This window comes from Bacillus sp. EU63, assembly GCF_038592915.1.
In the GTDB taxonomy this organism is placed as follows: Bacteria; Bacillota; Bacilli; order Bacillales; family Bacillaceae; genus Bacillus; species Bacillus velezensis.
Genome location: NZ_CP151944.1, coordinates 790,165 through 811,263, shown reverse-complemented (window position 1 = coordinate 811,263; position 21,099 = coordinate 790,165). Strand labels below are relative to the sequence as shown.

The 21,099-nt window shown below is 47.4% G+C and carries 17 protein-coding genes; 2 read left to right on the top strand and 15 right to left on the bottom strand.

Annotated features, from left to right (window positions below; all coding sequences use genetic code 11):
* Positions 1-217 precede the first annotated feature (217 nt).
* The 15 genes from NYE38_RS04115 to NYE38_RS04045 form a co-directional block, all read right to left on the bottom strand.
* The gene (locus NYE38_RS04115; RefSeq protein ID WP_285002054.1) at positions 218-2,542 is read right to left on the bottom strand and encodes a peptidase G2 autoproteolytic cleavage domain-containing protein; all 2,325 of its coding nucleotides are present in this window, start codon (positions 2,540-2,542) and stop codon (positions 218-220) included.
* Between the two features lie 171 nt (positions 2,543-2,713).
* Complete coding sequence (locus NYE38_RS04110) at positions 2,714-4,300, bottom strand: alpha-glucoside-specific PTS transporter subunit IIBC (protein WP_109566792.1); 1,587 nt, start codon at positions 4,298-4,300, stop codon at positions 2,714-2,716.
* Positions 4,301-4,316: 16 nt separating this feature from the next.
* Complete coding sequence (locus NYE38_RS04105) at positions 4,317-5,078, bottom strand: MurR/RpiR family transcriptional regulator (RefSeq protein ID WP_014417219.1); 762 nt, start codon at positions 5,076-5,078, stop codon at positions 4,317-4,319.
* A gap of 68 nt (positions 5,079-5,146) precedes the next feature.
* Positions 5,147-6,496, bottom strand: coding sequence for a maltose-6'-phosphate glucosidase (gene glvA, locus NYE38_RS04100; RefSeq protein WP_053285216.1), 1,350 nt, complete (start codon positions 6,494-6,496; stop codon positions 5,147-5,149).
* A 170-nt stretch (positions 6,497-6,666) separates the two neighbouring features.
* Positions 6,667-6,849, bottom strand: a complete 183-nt coding sequence (locus tag NYE38_RS04095; RefSeq protein WP_003155535.1) for an H-type small acid-soluble spore protein — start codon at positions 6,847-6,849, stop codon at positions 6,667-6,669.
* Positions 6,850-6,914: 65 nt separating this feature from the next.
* The gene (locus tag NYE38_RS04090; RefSeq protein ID WP_159353911.1) at positions 6,915-8,723 is read right to left on the bottom strand and encodes a sigma-54-dependent Fis family transcriptional regulator; all 1,809 of its coding nucleotides are present in this window, start codon (positions 8,721-8,723) and stop codon (positions 6,915-6,917) included.
* Between the two features lie 106 nt (positions 8,724-8,829).
* Positions 8,830-10,209: a dihydrolipoyl dehydrogenase gene (lpdA, locus tag NYE38_RS04085; RefSeq protein ID WP_285002055.1), complete on the bottom strand. Its 1,380-nt coding sequence runs from the start codon at positions 10,207-10,209 to the stop codon at positions 8,830-8,832.
* Between the two features lie 14 nt (positions 10,210-10,223).
* Entirely contained in the window at positions 10,224-11,417 is a 1,194-nt protein-coding gene (locus NYE38_RS04080; RefSeq protein ID WP_094296490.1) for a dihydrolipoamide acetyltransferase family protein, read from the bottom strand.
* A gap of 14 nt (positions 11,418-11,431) precedes the next feature.
* On the bottom strand, positions 11,432-12,460 hold the full coding sequence (gene acoB, locus NYE38_RS04075; RefSeq protein WP_043866923.1) for an acetoin:2,6-dichlorophenolindophenol oxidoreductase subunit beta: 1,029 nt from the start codon (positions 12,458-12,460) through the stop codon (positions 11,432-11,434).
* A gap of 1 nt (position 12,461) precedes the next feature.
* Complete coding sequence (gene acoA, locus NYE38_RS04070) at positions 12,462-13,463, bottom strand: acetoin:2,6-dichlorophenolindophenol oxidoreductase subunit alpha (protein WP_025854017.1); 1,002 nt, start codon at positions 13,461-13,463, stop codon at positions 12,462-12,464.
* Between the two features lie 275 nt (positions 13,464-13,738).
* Positions 13,739-14,218 carry a DUF6884 domain-containing protein gene (locus tag NYE38_RS04065; RefSeq protein WP_070081510.1) on the bottom strand — a complete coding sequence of 160 codons (480 nt, stop codon included), beginning with the start codon at positions 14,216-14,218 and terminating at the stop codon, positions 13,739-13,741.
* A 157-nt stretch (positions 14,219-14,375) separates the two neighbouring features.
* Positions 14,376-15,359: a tRNA-dihydrouridine synthase gene (locus NYE38_RS04060; RefSeq protein ID WP_057080401.1), complete on the bottom strand. Its 984-nt coding sequence runs from the start codon at positions 15,357-15,359 to the stop codon at positions 14,376-14,378.
* A gap of 839 nt (positions 15,360-16,198) precedes the next feature.
* Positions 16,199-16,498 carry a YfzA family protein gene (locus NYE38_RS04055; protein WP_021493861.1) on the bottom strand — a complete coding sequence of 100 codons (300 nt, stop codon included), beginning with the start codon at positions 16,496-16,498 and terminating at the stop codon, positions 16,199-16,201.
* Positions 16,499-16,890: 392 nt separating this feature from the next.
* Complete coding sequence (gene rlmD / locus NYE38_RS04050) at positions 16,891-18,291, bottom strand: 23S rRNA (uracil(1939)-C(5))-methyltransferase RlmD (protein WP_285002056.1); 1,401 nt, start codon at positions 18,289-18,291, stop codon at positions 16,891-16,893.
* A 128-nt stretch (positions 18,292-18,419) separates the two neighbouring features.
* On the bottom strand, positions 18,420-19,283 hold the full coding sequence (locus NYE38_RS04045; protein ID WP_029974027.1) for a DNA-3-methyladenine glycosylase: 864 nt from the start codon (positions 19,281-19,283) through the stop codon (positions 18,420-18,422).
* A 106-nt stretch (positions 19,284-19,389) separates the two neighbouring features.
* On the opposite strand from NYE38_RS04045, the gene corA reads away from it, so the two are divergent.
* Positions 19,390-20,349, top strand: a complete 960-nt coding sequence (gene corA / locus NYE38_RS04040; RefSeq protein ID WP_174747766.1) for a magnesium/cobalt transporter CorA — start codon at positions 19,390-19,392, stop codon at positions 20,347-20,349.
* A 63-nt stretch (positions 20,350-20,412) separates the two neighbouring features.
* Positions 20,413-21,060, top strand: coding sequence for a hypothetical protein (locus tag NYE38_RS04035; protein WP_285002057.1), 648 nt, complete (start codon positions 20,413-20,415; stop codon positions 21,058-21,060).
* The last annotated feature ends 39 nt before the right edge of the window (positions 21,061-21,099 follow it).

Here is a 21,099-nt window from a genome sequence, read left to right as displayed (position 1 = left end):
TTAACCCTTGAAACCGCACTTTTATTATGTACTTTGTGTAAAAAAACGGAAATCATTGAGGATAAAAATTGAGGGAATGAGGGGTGCAGATATATGGAGGCTGTCTTACCTTTTCTTTTTACCAGCTCCTGAACCGGAGCCTTGATTTTAAAATGAATTAGCGGAGCCTTTAAAAAGGCGTCCGCTAGTCAGGATGGTCATTTATGCTTTGTCACATTTAACGAATGAAAACGAGAGCGACCCCGAATCCTTTATCAGCATCAAACTCATTGATCACTTTCATGACCTGCCAGCGCTGGTTTGGAGCATCAGATTTTGTTGCAATCCCGTTATGAGCGTGAATAAAATCTCCCGCTTTCACAGTCTCATCGCATCTGACATATACCTGGCCGATGAGTCCGACAATGTTCCACTCGTCTCTCTCTTCTCTTGAAGCGTAGTCTTCTTCAGGCCGAAAGTCCGGATTTTCCTTTGGCGCCATGACCGTATGGCCGTTCGCATCTTTCTGTTCTTCATAAACAAAGCCGCCAAATTCATTCTTTACGTATCGTCCCGACCAGTGAAAACTCGACTCACCAAGAATCACTCCGGCGGTCTCGGAAATGACCCCAAGCATGAGGTCACCTTTTTCAGCCTGCCTGATCTTATCACCTTCAAGTGTGACAAGTGTTCCCGTCGGAATCTTTTCCCCTCTCAGGCTTTCAAAATACTCGGCGTAGTCAGAGAATGTCGAGGAACCTGTTACGCCTCCCGTAGCCTTAATTGTTCCTTCTTTTGCGTGAAGCTCAATCTTTCTGTTGGCTGATGACGGAGTGCTGCCGGAACCCCAGCCCCATACAGTTGAGTTCGCATTTGGGTTAATCGTATTATATGAACCGATTACTCCAGATTGAGAACCTCCTGCAGCCTGTCCCCGGACAGAACCGACGACAAAGCCATTAGTTCCTGTAACATGGGAATCTTTAGATGCCATAACAGAAGATCCTTTATGTTTAAACAACTCATACGGTGTTTTTTTACCGCCTACATGAAATGTTGTTTCATATCCTTGAAAATCAATATTTGATATATTCAGATCCGGACCCGAAGAATAGAGTCCGACCGTTCCGCTGCTGGCTCCCAATCTATGCCCGTATACATTGCTCACTGTACAATTATCAACGCCTCCGCCAAAAGCAAGCCCCGTCGTGCCGCCGTCAACTAGAAAAACGCCGTCAATCATGCACTTTCCTACCGCATTTTCTCCGCCAAGAACATACAGATCATGAGCAGCGGAGCGGAACCCGCGGATCGTGATATTCTTCAGATTGACATACCGCCCTTTGTAATAAATCATAATGATCGTGTCATTGCTGTAATCGTATGAACGATCTTCACAAATAGCTTGGAAATTCACTATATTAACTGAATCATAGCCCGAAACAACCAACGCACTCGCTCCGACGCCTTTATATATAGAATTTTGTTTAGGATTTGTTGCCTGACAATTTACTAATTGAACATCATGGGCAGTTTTTGATGTCGGCTCAGCCGATAAATGATGGCCAATATGTCTAATGCAAAAACCGATCGCATTTTCGTAAGCACGGCAATTAGCCAGTTGAACTCGTTTAGCCGCCGGTGCATAGTCATGCGCCTTAATTTCAAAGCCGCGTGCACCGCCAATTGCAACACAGCTATCTACAAATACATCTTGAGAACCATCATCAATCTCAAAGCAATTTGAATTTGACGTGCCATTCCCATTTCCCATCGGGTGATAGGAAACACAGTGGCTGAAAGTAGTGTGGAATCCAAAATGACAAGTAAAGTTATCATCCCCGGACCCTGTTGCTTCACAATGTGAAAACGTTACAAAGTTACAGCCGTTGGGCTGATAATAAGTTGGATCATCTTTTTCTCCATGTCTGTTATAGTTCGGGCTCGTGGAATCAAAACCGTGCAGGCCGGCGTTCTTCGCAAACACATGCTCAACAAAAGAATAGTCAACATTCGCAAAAAGCAAACAGCTTGAAGTGGGACCTTTCGGAATCTTCCAGCCGGCAGGACGCGTATCTTTGTTCCAGTCAAGCGTGAGATGGCCGACGTAAATATTTTCATTACCGTTCGTATAATCACTGTTGGTCAGAACAGAATGGCCGACCGGTGTTTCGTCTAATAATTTAATGACCGTTCTTTTCTTGCCTGCTCCGACAAGCATTGTATTTGACGGAACGAACAATCCCGATGTTCTGAATACACCCGCGGGAACTGTTACGACATAACCTCCGTCGGCCATGGCATCATGAAATGCCTGCGTATCATCTGTTACGCCGTCACCTTTAGCTCCAAAGTCCATAACGTTCCGCTCTGTAACATGTTCAAACCTGTTTTCATACATGTTAAGTCTTTCGTTTAAGTTTTCATAAGTTGACGTGCCAACACTAAGGGCTGCACCGATTTTGCTGTCAATCGCTTCAAAGTTTTGAGCAATGCTTTCAACTTCAATCCCTTCAGCTTTATCGGGTTTGTAAAGTCCTAAGAAAGTCGTATAGTTTGTCATTGTCTTGCCTCCTATTTTTGAATTGCTATTTTAAATACCGCAGAAGTCATTTCGTTTTCACTCCTGCATGTACAGGTGGCAAAGGTATGACAAACTCAGACATTTTTTCAAAACAGAAAAAAGAGCGCTGGATAAACAAGCGCTCTGCACATAGTCTGCTGCTGCAGTATTTTAACCGTTCAATATTTTCTCGACACGCTCCCGCATTTGCGGAACGCCTAATCCGACAATGACCTGAAGCGCCCTGCCTTTTCTGACGACGCCGTGGGCTCCCAGCTCTCTGAAATCGGCGTCACTTTTGACCTTTGATTCATCAGCGACAGTGACGCGGAGACGGGTGGCGCAGTTGGTGACCTCCGTAATATTGTCTTTTCCGCCCAGCGCTTCAATATACAAAGCGGCTGTATCCCGCTGTGTTTCGTCTGCCGCCGCTGTTTCTTTTGAAGCCTGCTTCCGTTCTCTGTACTCCTTTTTCGAATAGAGCTTTGTTTCCTGCCCTTCCTCTTTTTCTCTGCCCGGTGTGGCGATGTTGAATTTGAGAATGAGGAAACGGAAGACGAAAAAGTAAATAGCGGTAAAACACAACCCGATGATGATCTGGTATACATACGTCAAGCCGTGGCTTGACGCCAGCGGGATCCAGTTCAAGGTCGCAGCTTCGATCAAACCGCCTCCCATATTTCCGACGACGCCGGCCATATACATGACGGTTGCCATGGAAGCGGCAAGCAAAGCATGAACCGCAAATAAAAACGGCGAGATAAAAAGGAATGTAAATTCAATCGGCTCTGTAATTCCCGCGACAATGGACGTTAAGGTGACCGGAATCAAAAGGCCGGCGACGATTTTTTTCTTTTCCTTTGAAGCCGTGACGTAAAAAGCGAGCGCGATTCCCGGAATGCCGAAGATTTTCGAGTTGCCGTGAAGCGCGAATCCCCCCTGCGGGAACAATTCTTTCAGCGGTTTGACGCTTTGAGAGTATTCCCCGAGATGCTGCGCCCAATAGGTGACGATACCGCCTTCAGCCACAGCCGGACCGTAAACAAACGGCGAGTAAATAAAATGATGCAGACCCGTCGGGATTAAAATCCGCTCCAGGAACGTGTAAATCCACACGCCGATCGCCCCGGAAGAAACGAGAAAACTTTGCAGCGATCCGATTCCGGACTGAACCATCGGCCATACGTATGCCACCGCAAGTGAAATCGGTATCATAATGAAGAAAGAAATGATAACGATGTATGAAGATCCTTGAAAAATCCCCAGAAAATCCGGCAGTTTTTTATCAAAATAACGATTGTGCAAATACACGACAATAGATGAAATAAAGATGGCGCCGATAATATTCGTATCAAGCGTTTTGATGCCGGCGATCATCGTCAGCCCGCTCGTTCCGCCGGCTTCCTGAGTCATATCGACATGAAAAGCCCCGCCCCAAACCGTCAGAATCGCATTGATAAAGTAATTGAATGTCAGATAAACTGTAAGCGCTTCCAAACAGGCTCGTGCCTGCGCTTTTTTCGCTAAAGCGACAGGTATGCCGATCGCAAACAGGAGCGGCATTTGATTAAAGACGGTCCAGCCGCCCTGTTCAATGACGTACCAGCATTGATACCAAAGCCCGTCAGGATCAGCCAGCGGCCCCATCAGCGTTTTATTTTTAAACAGCGTACTCAGACCGACAATAATACCGGAAAATGCAAATAATAAAACAGGCACAAACATCGCGCTGCCGAAGCGCTGGACTTTTTGCATCATTTCACGTGACCTCCCGCTATTTATCAAAATTTTCGAGCTCTTTATAATCAACATATGCACGGAATAACGCTTCGCCCACCAGAAAAAACGGGGCAAATGCGACGATTTCCGTTTTATCGCTTAACGTCACCGGCTTGCTGGTCGCATAAAGATTATACGGCGTCGTTTGCGCCAGTACGTTGTTTTTCAGATTGGTGATTGAAATAAACGGAACTCCCTTTGCGGACAGGGTCCTTACCTGCGGAATTAATTCGGGTGTTTCACCGGATAAAGAAATAATGATGAATACGTCATCAACCTTAAAATCATCACACATGATATCAAACTCTATAATGTCCTGAATTAAAATCAGATACTTCCGCCGGGATACAAACATCCGCTGCAGCTCACGGGCGCACACCCTCTGAGCCGTCCCCGATCCGTAAACGAAAATCCGTTTTGCTTCATCTATCAGCCGGCACATCTCCGTCATATCTTTTGACTTCACGTATTTTACATTGGCTTCAATATCATCCAGCAGCTTTTCAAACGTCATATTCTCGCCCTCTTCAGGCTGATCCTCCCATTTCAGAAAAACCCGGAATTCACTATAGCCGCTGAAGCCCAGTTTTTGGGCGAGCCGCAGGATGGAAGACCGAGAAACATTGCAGGCTTTCGCCATGTCATTGATACCGAGATGGTAGCACGTATGTTTATGATTCAATATATATTTTAAAATATAAAAATCGTTGTCATTTAATTTCGCGTAATGCTGGTTAACCAGTTCTTCAAGACTCATCCCAAAAATCCCCCCGTTTTCTTTCTATTATATAGAATAACAGATAAAGAAAACGGGGACGATTGTCATCAAGAAATATGAGACGGACTTACATCAAGTTCAGGCCAGTAGTCCTTATTAGCCTCCATCAGATCTTCAAGAATCAGTTTTGCCACACGGGCGTTCGGCACTGTTTTTGACAGAATCAGCGCCTGCCACAGCTTTTGAAATGACCGCTCTTCCCACGCTTCAGCCGTCAGTTTTTCGACAGACACCTGCTGTTCCATCAGGCCTTTTTGAAATTGCGGTATGTTCCCGATTGAGAGCGGTTCAGGTCCGTTTGAACCTACGAGACAAGGAATCTCAACCATGGCTGACGGATCAAAGTTTGCGATCGCGCCGTTATTTTCAACGATTAACAGCATTCTCTCCCCTGTGTTGTAAGCGATGGCCCGGGCAAGGTCGACGATATAGGAAGCATGATCATCAATTTTAATTTCACTGTTTTCCGATGATTGTTCGCGCGTAATCATATCGCATTGGCTGAAAATGAAAGCTTCGCGCCCTTCCATGACTTCGTTGGCTCTCGTATGGTTCGGGTTTGATTTTTTCACCATATCATCCGGGAATAAGTAATATTGCAGATATGTGTTCGGAAGCGTATCCGGGTCAGCCGCCTGAACGTCGCGCGCTTTTTTGAATGTGTCATTCCAGCTTGCTTCAGTCTGTTCAACCTCCGTCTTCGGAACGTAGCCGTATTCACGGACATGCTCTTTCAGCTTCGGCATTAAATCATTGCCATGCCGGTCTGTGATGGACGTCCACCAGCCAAAGTGGTTCAAGCCGTAGTAACGGACGTTCATTTCTTTCCGTGAAGATAATCCGAGGATGTTCGCCATGCGATCCTCAATTCCGACCGGCATGTCGCAGATGTTCAATATTTTTGAATTCGGTCTGAGGCGCCGTGTAGCTTCAGCCACAATCGCCGCCGGATTGGAGTAATTCAGCATCCATGCGTCAGGCGAGTACGTTTCCATATAATCAAGAATCTCCAGAACACCGCCGATAGAGCGCATGCCGTATGCGATTCCGCCCGGCCCGCATGTTTCCTGGCCGACCACGCCGTACTTCAGCGGGATTTGTTCATCGAGTGCGCGCATCGCATATTTTCCGACGCGGATATGCGCCATGACGAAGTCAACATCCGTAAAAGCCGTCTCTGGGTCATCAGTCGCCAAAAATTCAATGTCCGGCGCTTTTTCTTTTATGAATACCTCACACGCACCCGCAATCCGCTCCTGCCTTTCTTTATCATTGTCATAAAGTTTCAGCTTTCTGATCGGAAACTCTTCCAGGTGATTCAAAAGCATTAATACAATTCCGGGGGTAAATGTGCTGCCGCCGCCTGCAATAACGATTGAGAATGATTTGTCTGTCATGTGAAGCCCTCCTCTGATAACGTTTACATTTTATTTATATCATGAGAAGGTCCGATCTGTACCAGGTTTGGAGGAGTTAGATCATTTAATCATTTTTAGTTATTTTTCTCAAAAAGCGGGAAAGTTCCCACAGGTACGAAAGAGGCCTGCTGTCATCAGCAGACCCATTCTCAAAAATGCTCTTGTAAATCAGAAAGCAGCACTTCCTGCTCAAATTGCGGATTTCCGATCGGAAAAATTCTGGCTGTTTCCTTGTCTTCGTTGACATGCTGAATATAAATCGGGACTCCTTCATACGTCACATACGCCATGGCGGCGGATTCCGAAATGTCTTTCGCACGCTGTGTATTCACGTTTCAAACCTCCTTTAGGCCTCACACATAACGTGTCCGGCAGCCAAGAGAAGTATGCTTGTTTCTTACAATTGTCCGGCGGTGAGTTTGAATTTTTTGAGGCGTTTGTAAAACGTGCTCCGCGGGATTCCGGCCATTTTGGCGGCCAGCGTGACATTTCCCTTCGCCGATTCAAGCGCGTTTACGATGATGTTTTTCTGAATGTGCTCCCGGATGGAGACGGGGGACGCTTCTTCCTGTTCATAAGACTCGGCCGCCTCTTTAAGACCTGACGCTTCAAGCAGGGCTGCGATGGGGCGTTCTGACAGCCGTCCGTCCGGGAACATGACGGAAAGACGTTCAAATACATTAAACAATTCCCTGATATTCCCCGGCCATTTCCGGCTCTTTAATAGGTCTAAAAAGTCATCAGGAAGCTCCCCCCGCCAGCCGCGATTTCGCTGAAATTCAAGGAAGAGTCCGGGAATGTCTTCGGTGCGTTCTCTTAATGGAGGGAGATGGATCGGACAGACGTGAAGCCGGTAAAATAAATCTTCTCTCAGCTTTTTGCATTCGACAAGCTGTCTCAGATCAGTGTGGGTGGCAGTGATGATTCTGATGTCGACGGGAATCTCTTTTGTCCCGCCGACCGGGGTGACTTTCCGTTCCTGCAGCACCCGTAACAGAGCGACCTGCATGGAGTGTGATATTTCTCCGATTTCATCGAGGAAAAGCGTGCCTTTATCGGCTTTTTGCAAAGCGCCGTTATGTCCTTTCCGTTTGGCCCCGGTGAAGGCGCCTTCCGAGTAGCCGAACAGTTCGCTCTCAATCAGCTTTTCGGGGACCGCTCCGCAATTGACGGCGATAAACGGGCCGTTTTTCCTGGAGCTGTTGTTATGAATCGCCCGGGCGGCAACCTCCTTTCCCGTCCCGGTTTCTCCCGTAAGACAGACGGTTGCGTCCGTTCGGGCGACAAGCTCCAGCTGCTGGAGCATATGTCGGGATGACGGGCTTTTGCCTGCCGCACCATGGAATAAAAAAGAAGGCTTTTCTTCTCGTTTGGATAAGTAAATGCACGTGTAGCCGTTCTCCTCCCGCTTCGCCTGCTTGATGTGAAAGCCCTGTTCCTCAAGCTCGCGCAGCGTATGTCCGGTAAAATGCTGAACGGGACGGCTTGCAGCGATAACCCGGCTCATTTCATTGCAAAGCACGATCGGATCGTGAGACCGGGTCAGCCCGGCGAATTTGCTGATCATGTCAAGTTCTGTCATTTTGATCTTTAGGGCAAGCTCCCGTTCCGCCGTATAAGCGATGGAGGAGGCAATTCCGAGCATAAAAGGCTGAGCGCGGGCGGCGGGGCAGGAAATATCAATGACACCCGCCAGCCGTCCGTCTTCATAACGGATCGGCGCGGCGGAACAGCTCCATTGATGAGAAGCGAGCGAATAATGTTCAGAGCCGTGTATCATGACCGGCTCATTTGTATAAAGAGCCGTCCCGATCGCATTCGTGCCGACGGCCGTTTCCGTCCAGCGGGCGCCTTTTAAGAAATTGATGCGGTTCGCTTCATGAATGGTGCGCGGGTGGCCGTCAACTGAATGGACAACGCCGTCTGAATCAATCAGGAGAACCATCATTTCCATTTCCCGCATTGCCGTTTTCATTCTTTCTGCATACGGCGTTGAGGCCGCTAAAAATAACGCATGCTTTTCGGCCTGCCTTTCTAAATGATCTGCCGGCATTACATTCGGCCCCTTTTCGAGATAAGGATTGACGTCGGCTTTTTTGCAGCGGTGCCATGAGGCGGCCACCCGCTTCTGAATACGGGATTCATCAAGCACGCCTTCTTTCACAAAGCGCTTCCAGGTTTTAAAATCATTCCGAATGACATTCATTGTATTCGCTCCCCCCTGTTCAGACCATCTTTTCATATATTGTAGGGGAAAAATAAAGCGCTTTCAACGAAAAATACCCCTTCTCATCTGAGAAAGGGTATTCCGGTTATACAGAATGCACCGCAAGTCCGGTGACATTCAGCAGGGCTTCCTGAAGCGTTTCTGACAGAGTCGGATGCGCCGCGATAAAGTGCTCCGACATATCCGCCGTCATTTCACCGTTCATCATCATGACCGCCTGACCGATCAATTCCGTCACGTCCGGCCCGATCATTGACACGCCGACGATTTCTCCGAATTCCGGTTCGGCAATGATTTTCATTTTGCCGCCATGCTGATGTTTAATTAACGCTTTTCCGTTAGCAGAAAATGAACATTCTCCGATTTTCACATCTCCGTATGTTTCTCTCGCCTGTGTTTCCGTCAGCCCGACAGCGGCCATTTCCGGCGATGTATAAATACAGCGGGGCACCGCCCGCATATCGACTTTGCTGTCCTTTCCCGTGGCATGCGCGGCGGCTGTGATTCCTTCATGAATGGCGGCATGCGCGAGCTGCATTCCTCCGGCCGCATCGCCGCATGCGTATATATGAGGCACATTGGTCTGCATATGGTCATTGACTTCAATACCGCGCGGAGAATACCGGATGCCGGCCTGCTCCAGATTCAAGCCATGCAAACGCGGCTTTCTCCCGATTGCAACCAAAACGTGATCAGCCTGCGCCTCAAATTCTTTGCCGTCTTTTGTCCACACGGCAGTTTTCCTTTCTTTATCAATCCGTTGAAGGGCGGCTTTTGTCTGAATATCAGCCCCGCTGTCTCTTAAAGAGTCTTCGAAAACGGCGGCGATTTCCCCGTCTTCTGCCGGGAGCAGCCGGTCAGCCGATTCAATCACCGTCACTTTCGTTTTAAACCGGCTGAATAAAGAGGCAAATTCACAGCCGATCACACCTCCCCCGACAATAAGCAGAGAAGAAGGGATTTTCTGTAAAGAAAGCGCATCTTTGCTGTCGATCACCCAATCGCCGTCAAATGGGGCAAACGGCAGCTCCGCCGGTTCAGATCCGGATGCAATCAATATCCGATCCGCTTCCAGAATGTCTTTTGCGCCTCCTTCTCCTTCAACAAGCAATGTCTGCTCTGTGAGAAATGAAGCTGTCCCGCTGATGACTTTAATCTGATTTGCTTTCATTAAGTATTGAATTCCCTGCACGAGCCGGCTGACGATTTGCCGTTTGCGCCCCTGCATGCGGGCCCAATTGAGTGTAATGTTTTGCGGCAGTTCGATGCCGAATGTATTTGCATGCCTGATTTTATCGAGCACATTCGCGCTTTCCAAAAGCGACTTTGTCGGGATGCATCCCTCATTGAGACAAGTGCCTCCGAGCGGCCCTTTGTCGATCAGAACGACTTCTTCTCCCCTCCGCGCGGCAGTCACGGCAGCTGCATATCCGGCAGGCCCGCCGCCGATAATGGCTAGTGTCAATCTCTTCACCCTCTCTATAAAATCAATCCGGCCGGCTCTTCAAGCAGCGCTTTGACCGTTTTCAGGAAGTCCGCAGCCGGTGCGCCGTCACATACTCTGTGATCAAAGGTAAGGCTCAGCGGCAGCATGGTGCTTTTGACAAGCTCATCTCCTTTAAACGCCGGCGTTTCATAGCTTGCGCCTACTCCGAGAATACCGGCTTCAGGCGGATTAAGAATCGGAGTGAAATGCTCAATTCCGTAACCCCCGAGATTTGTAATAGAAAATGTCGATCCGTGCAGATCATCTCCGGAAGCATTGCCTTCCCGCGCCCGGCGTGCCGATGTGCTGATGTGATCCGCAAGCTCAAGGAATGAAAGCTTTTCCGCATCCCGGATCACCGGCACGACGAGACCGTTTTCAAGAGAAACCGCCATCCCGAGGTGGACATATGGATAGGTGATGATCCGCTCCTCTTGATAAGAGCTGTTCAGCTCAGGATGCTGTTTCAGCGCAAGCACCGCGGCCCGGGATACGAAATGTGTGACCGTCAGTTTAACACCGCTCCGCTTTTTCGCGCTGTCGGCGAGCTGCCGCTGCCATTTTACAAGCTCCGTAATGTCCGCTTTCATAGTCAGCGTCAGCTGGGCGCTGTTTTGCAGGCTTTTGTGCATTCGGTCTGCAATCACTTTTCTCATCGCTGAAGCCGGTTTTCCCTCCGGCTGTGCCGTCTGAACCGAAGACTGCGGTTCAGATTCCGTCTTCATGGCCTTGATGACGTCAGCTTTTACGATTCTGCCTCCGGGCCCCGTCCCGTTCAGCGTATCAACTTTCAACCCGGCTTTCTCCGCCATTTTTCGGGCAACGGGAGATATTTTCACGCGGTGTTTACGCTTTTGCCCGGCTTTGGGAGCGGGAATATGTTCAGGTTCAGATTGCGGTTTCCCGGCTTTTTCAGGAGCCGGCGCCTCCTTCTCCCGCACTTCTTCGCCGTTTTCCCCGATATAACAGATGGGCGTTCCCGGCGGGACTCCTTCTCCCTCTTTGACTTTAATATGAAGAAGCGTGCCGCTTTCAGGCGCTTCTATTTCCATTTCTATTTTTTCCGAGTTGATGCTGGCGATGCTTTCTCCCTTTTCAACCGGGTCGCCGACTTTTTTATTCCAGACGGATACTTCACCTTTCTTCATCGCCATTCCCAGCTTCGGCATTACTACTTTTACAGCCATTCTATATCCCTCCTTTAATTCATTGCCGGCTCGCCAAGCAATTCAAGCGTGACGCTGACAATTTGGTCTGGTGTCGGCAAATATTGATCTTCAAGCACCGGCGAAAACGGCACCGGTGTATGCGGCGCTGTAATCCGCTTAATCGGCGCATCAAGCAGATCAAAGCCCTTATCGGCGACAATCGCAGCAATATCCGTGGCGATGCTGCAGCGCGGATTGGCTTCGTCAATGATGATCAGCCGATTTGTTTTTTCTAACGATGTGAAAATCGCTTCCTCATCTAAAGGAGACAGACTCCGGGGGTCAAGCACCTCGGCGTCGATGCCTTTCTCAGAAAGCTGTGCAGCCGCTTCAAGCGCGGTATTAACCTGCTTGCCGACCGCAAACAGCGTGATGTCGCTGCCTTCGCGTTTGATATCCGCTTTTCCGAGCGGAATTGTATAATAATCTTCCGGCACCTCGCCCTTCATGTTGTAGGACGTTTTGTCTTCAAAAAAGAATACCGGATCATTGTCTTCTATTGCCGCCAGCAGCAAACCTTTGGCGTCATACGGATTGGACGGCACAACTGTCTTCAGACCCGGGATGCTGGTGAACAGGCCATACAGCGCCTGCGAATGCTGAGCCGCTGCCCGGAACCCGGCTCCGTATGTGGTGCGGACGGTGATCGGCACTTGCGCTTTACCGCCGAACATATAGCGGAATTTCGCCCCTTGGTTGATCACTTGGTCAAAGCATGTTCCGATAAAATCATTAAACATCAGCTCGGCAATCGGTCTCAGCCCCGTGGATGCCGCAGCCATGGCCGCACCCATGTAGCCCGCCTCAGAAATCGGTGTATCCAGCACTCGGCTGCGCCCGAATTCCTGTACGAGACCCTTTGTGACCCCCAGTACACCGCCCCATGCCTCATCATCTTGCAAATGATCGACCGCCGCTCCCCCGGCGACATCTTCACCGATTACAAGCACATTGTCGTCTCTTCTCATCGCAAGCTTCATTGCTTCATTGATCGCGTCCGACATGCTTATGACTCTCGCCATCTCACATTCCCCCTTTTTCATATGACACGTAGACGTCTGTCAACAGCTCTGACTCTTTCGGATACGGACTCTTTTCGCTGAACGAGACGGCTTTTTCAATCGATTCGCTGACTCGCTGTTCGATGTCTGACAATTTATTTGCATCTGTTTCTTTTAGAAGATAGTTTTTAAAGCCTTGGATAGCATCCTTTTCTTCAAGATGCTCAGTCTTTTCATCCTTTGTTTTATAAGTTTGGGCATCTCCTTCGAAATGGCCGTAGTTTCTGTAAGTCATACATTCAATCAAAGACGGGCCTCCGCCGTTTCTTGCTCTTTCTATCGCTTCCCCGGCTGCCTGATAAACTGCTAAAATATCTTTTCCGTCCACCGTGACCCCAGGCATGTTGTAGGCAGCCGCCCGATCGGCGATTGAATCACAGGCTGACGCGTACTCAAATGTCGTGGCTTCGCCGTAGCCGTTGTTTTCGGCGATGAACACGACAGGAAGGTTCCATACTGCCGCTAAGTTCAGCCCTTCATGGAAGGTGCCTTGGTTATTGGCTCCGTCCCCGAAAAAGCAAACGCTTACATTTTTAGTTTGTTTATATTTAGCCGTGAGCGCTGATCCGCATGCGAGCGTGAATCCGCCCCCGACGATTCCATTTGCGCCTAACATGCCTTTATCAAGATCCGCAATGTGCATAGAACCGCCTTTGCCTTTACACAGTCCGGTCGCTTTTCCGAATATTTCCGCCATCATGCCGTCCAGATCACAGCCTTTGGCGATACAATGGCCATGCCCCCTGTGTGTGCTTGTAATGCTGTCGCCATCATGTAAATGAGCGCACACCCCTGCGGCTACCGCTTCTTCACCGGCATACAAATGGACGAATCCGGGAAGCACTCCTTGCGCGAACAGTTCATGCACTTTGTCTTCAAAGCCCCTGATTTCCAGCATCTTTTGGTACATCCACAGCGCTTTTTCCTCAGTTAATGACAAGCCTTCTCGTTTTAACAATTCCATTTTGTGCGCCTCCTTCTATTTAGGGTTCACACTTATAAATGCAAGAAGCATGCCAGCCTTTGAAGCCCGTAAAATGAATGTTTTTATTTTTACAATGGAGACAGTTTGAGACAGGTGTCTCATTTTGTCTCGAACTGTTCCCTTTGTCTCGTTTTATGGCATACAAAAAAGACCGGGCATCACCCTGTCTTTGACAATGATCGACGTATTTATTTCCTCGGAAATCTTTTATTGCTTCATTCTTCCGCATACAGTCTATCGCGGCGTTTGAATGGTTACACTCTTTTTTTCATATCCACGTGCTGCAGTTCATCCTTTTCTTCAACAGCCTGATTCAGTGCTTGAAGCATGTAACCAATGCCTTTATACGATGACAGAGGCCAGGTGATATGCTGATGCTCTCCGATGACGGCGTTTAGGACGCTTCGGTATTTTTTCCCGCCAAGCATGACAAGCTCTTCGACGTCGGAAAAGCCTTTTTCATGAAATTGACGGCGCAGCTCGTCCGCTGCCATGATCTCCGGATGACCGGTTCCAAAAGTGACATCGTAATTTCCGGGAACAGTATCATCCGGACGAAGGAATCCGTGCTTCGCCGACAAAATCACCCACTCATCGAAAAATGCTTTCGCATATCGCTCGCACGCCTGATGAAACGGGCTGAGATAAGCGTCTTCCGCCCTTACCGGCCCTGTATCTGAATGGACATCCCAAATTTTTTTCTTGCCGCAGGGGATGATGCACAGTCGTTTCATTTTTCTCTCCCCCTTTATGATGTATGTCCTATCAATGTACCATTATTCGTTTATTTCTGCATGACGAAACCGGCCATGGATCTGTCTGGGTAAAAGCTGCACACAAAAAGACCCGGAATTCAAACCGAACTCCGGGCCGGATGAAGAGTTGTTTATGTCACTCTTGCTCCATCCCATCAAGATACTTTCTCTCAAAGTCATCGAGCAATGCACGCACTTCATCTGTTGACTTTGTATTCATGCATTGATTTCTTAATTCACTTGCTCCCCGGAACCCGCGGAGATATATCTTGAAAAAGCGAGGGAGCGGTTTATATGCTCTAGCTTCTTCTTTTGAATACTCATCATGGAGATCCAGGTGCAATCTCAAAAGATCAAGCAATTCCTTACTGCTATGCTCTCTCGGCTCCTTTTCAAAGGCGAACGGATTAGTAAAAATGCCTCGTCCAATCATAATCCCGTCAACACCGTATTGTTCAGCGAGTTTCAAGCCGGTCTCCCGGTCAGGAATATCCCCATTGATCGTCAAAAGGGTATCTGGCGCAATCTCGTCACGAAGTTTCTTAATTTCCGGAATCAACTCCCAATGCGCATCTACTTTACTCATTTCCGCTCTTGTACGCAGATGAATGGAAAGATTCGCAATGTCTTGTTTCAGTATGTGTGTCAGCCAGCCGCGCCATTCGTCAACATCCGTGTAGCCAAGTCTCGTCTTCACACTTACCGGCAGACCTCCTGCTTTCGCCGCCTGTATTAATTCTGCCGCAACTTCAGGACGGCAAATCAGGCCGCTTCCCTTTCCATTCCCCGCCACATTAGGGACAGGACAGCCCATATTGATATCCAGGCCCTTAAACCCTAATTCCGCCATCCCAATACTCATTTGGCGAAAGTTTTCAGGCTTATCTCCCCATATGTGGGCAACCATCGGCTGTTCATCCTCCGTGAAAGTCAAACGGCCGCGCACACTATCCTTCCCATCCGGGTGACAATAGCTTTCTGAGTTTGTAAACTCTGTGAAAAACACATCAGGTCTGCCTGCTTCACTCACAACATGGCGAAAAACGACATCCGTCACATCTTCCATTGGTGCCAGTACAAAAAATGGCCGCGGTAATTCACGCCAGAAATTATCTGTCATAACAAATCCAAATCCTTTCATGATGGGATACAGCCAAACCTTTATCCCAAAATTAAAAACTGACCATGCTTCTTTTACACTTATAGCATGTGTCAGCACTTCTTATCAAACGATAGTAAATTTTGAACATTTCACTTTTTACTCGTTAAAAAGTGAAAAGCAAACTGAAGTAGAATAGATATGATAGAACACCTTACAACTCCTTAACCATATAATCGGTTCGAAAGAGAAAAAAGTGTGATGATTATCTACACCTATTTTTTTATATTGTGGTTTATTAGTAGTAGCGCTGACCTTCATCTTTCTTAGCGGCCTTACTTTTGCTCTTTTTGGACAAAAAGGATTCCAACCTAAATAGAATATCATATGAGTTCTCCCTATTACCAATGCAAAATATTTGTCCTGTTATCGAAGATAAAATATTTAACGCTGCACCATATCCGTATCTCAATATCATTTGCGGAAAACGAATTTCAAGAAATAATATGATTAAGCAAAATGAGTTGGGGATGGTATGGAGTAAGGGGATGGGAAGAGAAAATAAACTCGAACTTAAAAGAATTCAAAACTTCAATCTGGACCATTTGAGATTTGCTCATGGTTTAGAAATATAACCAACGCAACAAGTGGCTTCTGGCTCTATACAGTATATGTACTAAGGGTCGATTGGCTTTCAAACCCCTTATGTTAATATCTTTATACAATCACCTATATATGTTTGTATAAGATTACGATTCGGTAATCCTGATCCAGAACCAATAAAATAGACTGCTGACTAATTGCCGCAGTCTTCATTCATAAGATTAATAAGAAAGTTTCTTTCATCATTAAATAAGGCATCAGAAGTTATGGCTTTCATTTCGAATATCCTTTGTTATACCTGTGATTATGTGTATAACAGTGAAAACCCCCAAGAAAACAGTGACAATATTAAACCATGGATTATCATAGAATGAAAGATATGTTTGAAAGAAATCCAGTTCAACTATGTTTGCTGGGAATCCATTCATTTCTCTATAATTAGGACCCCATCCCGTTAATACTGCAAAATTAAAATAAAGCTGTGAAACTAAAAATGCCAACAACGTTTGAAACCAACTTCTTTTAAATAACGGTCGTTTTTTGTTTACTTTATCCATTTCCTTTTCTCCAATACTTTTTAGCAAGTGACAATCTAACATCATTATATGATGAAGCATGATTGTCGCGATAATTACTTATTAAAGAAGTTTACAAAATATTAACTTAAATTACAAGTATTCACAGAACTTGAACGACTTGTTATTGCTTCTGATTTACAACAAGATCTTCATATTTTATCTGTAATGCCGTTTCCAAACGGAAAAAAGAAAGTGTTAATAGAAAGCAGCCTGCTTGGTTGTTTTCCACTCGATTTCCCCGCCGTTTTTTCAACTCTTTTTATCAGTTAAATAAAGACAAAAAACAGTCAGGACAAGGGCAAAACATGAAAAAGACCCGGAAATCGGAAATGTTTATACCGAAATCCAGGTCTGATTACGAATTGTTTATTTTAGTTAGACGATTTTAATACAATCTTCGCCACGGCTTCCACATGAGCCGTCTGCGGAAACATATCAACAGGCTGAATATATTCGACGCGATAGTCCTTCGACAGCGTCTGCAAGTCTTTCGCCAGTGTGGAAGGATTGCAGGATACGTACACGAAGCGTTTCGGTTTTACTTTTTTGATGGTATCTAAAAATGTTCTGTCACAGCCGGTTCTCGGCGGGTCGACGATGACCACGTCAGGGCGGAAGCCTTCTTTCGTCCATTTCGGGAGCCAGTGTTCGGCTGTTCCTGTGACATATGCCGCGTTTTTGATGCCGTGTTTTTTGGCGTTTTTCTTCGCATCGTCAATTGATTCTTTAATGACGTCCATGCCGCGGATCTCTTTTGCGCCGTTTGAAACCCACATGCCGATCGTACCGACGCCGCAATACGCGTCTACGACTTTTTCTTTTCCTGTCAGCTGAGCCGCTTGTTTCACTTCGTCATACAGCTTGACCGTCTGCTCAGGGTTGAGCTGGAAGAAGGCGCGGGCGCTCAGTTCAAAGGACACGTCACCGAGCACTTCTTGAATGGCATGGCTTCCGGCCAGCGCTTTTGTTTTGTCACCGAAAATGACGGATGTGCGCGCGCCGTTGACGTTTTGAATAATCGATTTCACTTCCGGCAGACGGTTCTGAATGGCTTTGACGATCTCGTCTTTATTCGGCAGTGTCTCTTTCGCGGTGACAAGCACGACCTGCACTTCGCCTGTTTCAAAACCGACTCTCGTCACGATGGTGCGGACATCGCCTTTTTTGGTCCGTTCGTTATAAACGGACACGTTGTGTTTTTCCAAAATACGGCGGACGATACCCGTTGTTTTGTTTGTTGCCGGATGCTGGACAATGCATTCCTTAATCGGGACGATTTTATGGGAATCAAGTCCGTATAAGCCGGCAATGATGCTGCCGCTTTGCGAGCGTCCGACTTGGAACTGGCTTTTGTTCCGGTAATTCCAAGGGTTGTCCATTCCGATCGTATCTTTAATGTTCATTTCTTCGACATTGAATCTCGTATGACGTTCCAGAGACTGAATGACGATGTCGCGTTTTTCGCGAAGCTGCTGGGTGTATGCCAGATGCTGAAGCTGACAGCCGCCGCACTGGTCGTAGACCGGGCATGGCGGCGTGACACGGTGTTCAGACGGCTTGCGGATTTTTTTGACGCGTGCTTCTGAAAATTTCGGCTGCACATTTGTCGCTTCGGCAACGACTTCTTCACCGGGCAGAGCGCCGGGAACGAAGACAACTTTTTTCTTAAAATAGCCGACGCCCTCTCCGTTAATGCCGAGACGTTTGATGGTCAGCGGAAATGTCTGTCCGATTTTCAATTCGGCAGGCGCCTTTTTTTGATGTTGATTCACGTTTTTTTCTCTCCGTTTCTATATAAAGCCTTCCTCATGGGAAAACGGCTGATTTGAAATATCACATCTTTTCAGTATAACATGCAGCCGGCGGTTCCTTCATGTTTTTCACTGGAAGTTTCCTTTTTTCATTCAATGCTTCTCCACAAGTACAAGGACGCATAGCTTAAATACGGCGCCCATTCGCTGCTTACCTGAAGCATCAAGTCTTTTGACGGTTTATCCTCTAGGGCGAAGCGGCGTTTGACGGCGTTTTGCAGGCCGATGTCCGCCAAAGGAAACAGATTCGGGCGGCCGAGACCGAACATGAGGACGTTTTGGACGGTCCACGGGCCGATGCCTCTGATGGCGATCAGCTTTTTCATAATGTCTTCATCCGATAAATGGGTAAGTTCCGCCAGATTGAGCGCCCCGTCTGCAATCATCCGTGAAATGTCAATCGCATATTCCGCTTTTCTCATGCTGAACTGGAGATCCCGCAAGTCCTGATACTCGAGCGCCGCGATCGTTTTCGGCTCGGGATAGCACCAGACGCCGTCTTTTTGTTCACCGAAGGCATGGACGAACCGTTCCGTTAAGGTAAAAGCGAAGGACAGGTTGAGCTGCTGGTGGATGATGCATTTCATGAGACAGTTGTAGACGTCATACTCCAAGACGAGCGGGGTTCCCGCATGTTCCTCAAAAAGCGCCGACAGATTTGTTTTTGAGAAATGATCAAGCACAGGCTGAAGCGGCTGTTCCCACTGAAAAATGTGTTTGATCCGTTCAATCATCTCCTCGCGGTCCGTTTCTCCGCTGACGAGGAAGACCGGGTCTGCGGCGGTGCCTTCCCCTTGAACCGTGATGACAGACAGTTTGCCGTCCCGTGTTCTGAGCGGCACTTTGATTGATCTTGCATGAAGATCGACCGCATTCAGCGGATCGAGCGACAGCCTTTCAAGTACTTTATCAAAATGATACGGCGGCGTGACCGAAACCGTTTCCTTCCACATATGCTCCACCCCTTTTTGTCCAAGTATATCATGAAGCGGCCGGGCGGCAATTCGTATACTTTTCTTCATAACGCCGCATGATATAATGGCAGGCGGAGGGTTGTTTATGATACATATAACCGCAATCACAACACATAATGAGATATTAAATAATATCCCCCTATCACGTACAGAACAACCGGACATCGCATGGTACTGGGTTGATTTTTTCGGCGCTGAGATGCATGAAATCGAGCTGCTGCGGGATTATTTTCACTTTCATCCGCTTGCGATCGAGGATTGCTTTCAGCACATGCAGCGGCCGAAAATCGACCATTATGACGGCTACCGTTTTTATGTGCTCCACGCCTTGAACCCGGACACACTGGAAATGGAAGAGGTGGACATTTTTCAGTCCGACCGTTTCATCGTCAGCTTCCATTTGCACGAATCGCCCGGCGTCTCAAAGGTGAGAGAACGGTTTTTCGCTTCTCCGGGATTAGCCAAAAAAGGGCCCGGGCACATCACTTATATGATTATGGATCAGCTTGTCGATGAATATTTCCCTGTGCTGTACAAAATTGAAGACCGGCTGAATGAAATTGAAGACAGCAGAACCCATAAATCTTACGGCACTTTAATGAATGAAGTGTTTGAATTGCGGACTGATCTTTTGAACCTGAGGCGGACGATCATTCCGATGCGCGATTTAATGTACCGGATTTTGAGCCTTGACCATGTAAAAGAAAGCCGTGAAACAAAGGCGTATTTCAGCGATATTTATGACCACCTATTAAAACTGGCTGAGCTGATCGAGTCAAACCGTGATATGACGTCAGATTTGCGGGACAGCTATGTGACGCTGAATTCAAACCGGATGAACGCCATTATGATGACATTAACTATCGTCTCGACCATTTTTATCCCGCTGACGTTCATCGCGGGGGTTTACGGCATGAATTTCGATAACATGCCTGAGCTTCATTGGAAATACGGCTATTTTATCGTTTTGGGCGTAATGGCCGTCCTTGTGGGCGCCATGCTGTTTTGGTTCGCCCGCAAAGGCTGGTTTAATATTTTCAAGTAAGAACGGCTGCCGGCTGTTCTTTTTTTTGAGAAAACATGATAGTCTGGAAAAAAACGTAAAGAGGTGTGCGCCGTTACCATCCTTTCTCACAAAATCATTTCTTCTGTCCTCCTGCTTTTCAGTGTCATGTCCATTGCCCCGCTGTATAACGGCCGTACGGTGTCTGATTACATCTTTGAGTCGCTCGGCTATTCCTCTTGGCCGGAAGATGGAGCCCATATCTCCGTCATCCCCGGGGTCCTGCTTTACTTTGCGGCGTTAATCTGGTGTGCCGCCGCGTTCAGGCGGACGCTTCCCGCAGCGGGGCTGTTTCTGATCTTTCTCAGTATGGGGGCCGCTTCCGGTATCAGTCCCGCCACTGAATATGCTGCTTTTTCCTTAAAACAGTTCGCGCCCGAAAAAGAGGCTGTCGAATATTTGAAGCACCGCAGCGAATGCAGTTATCTGGTTGAGCGAAAAAGAGCGGGCATGAGCTGCACGCTTTATATCAATCATTACGGAAAAGGGGAACAAACCATTTCTGTCACCCCGGATTTATCAGAAAACATAAAGGACGTCACATTCAAATCAAAAACATTCATTGTAAAACCCCGTTCAAAAACAATCATCAAAACCCGATTTACCGGATTTTATAAGGGGAAAGCCGCCTCAGACTCCGGATGGTCTTCAGAACCTGAACTGAAAGTGGCAATCCTGTACACAGCAGATTAACCATTTTGCATGTATAATGGTGGAAAACTTTTCATTGGA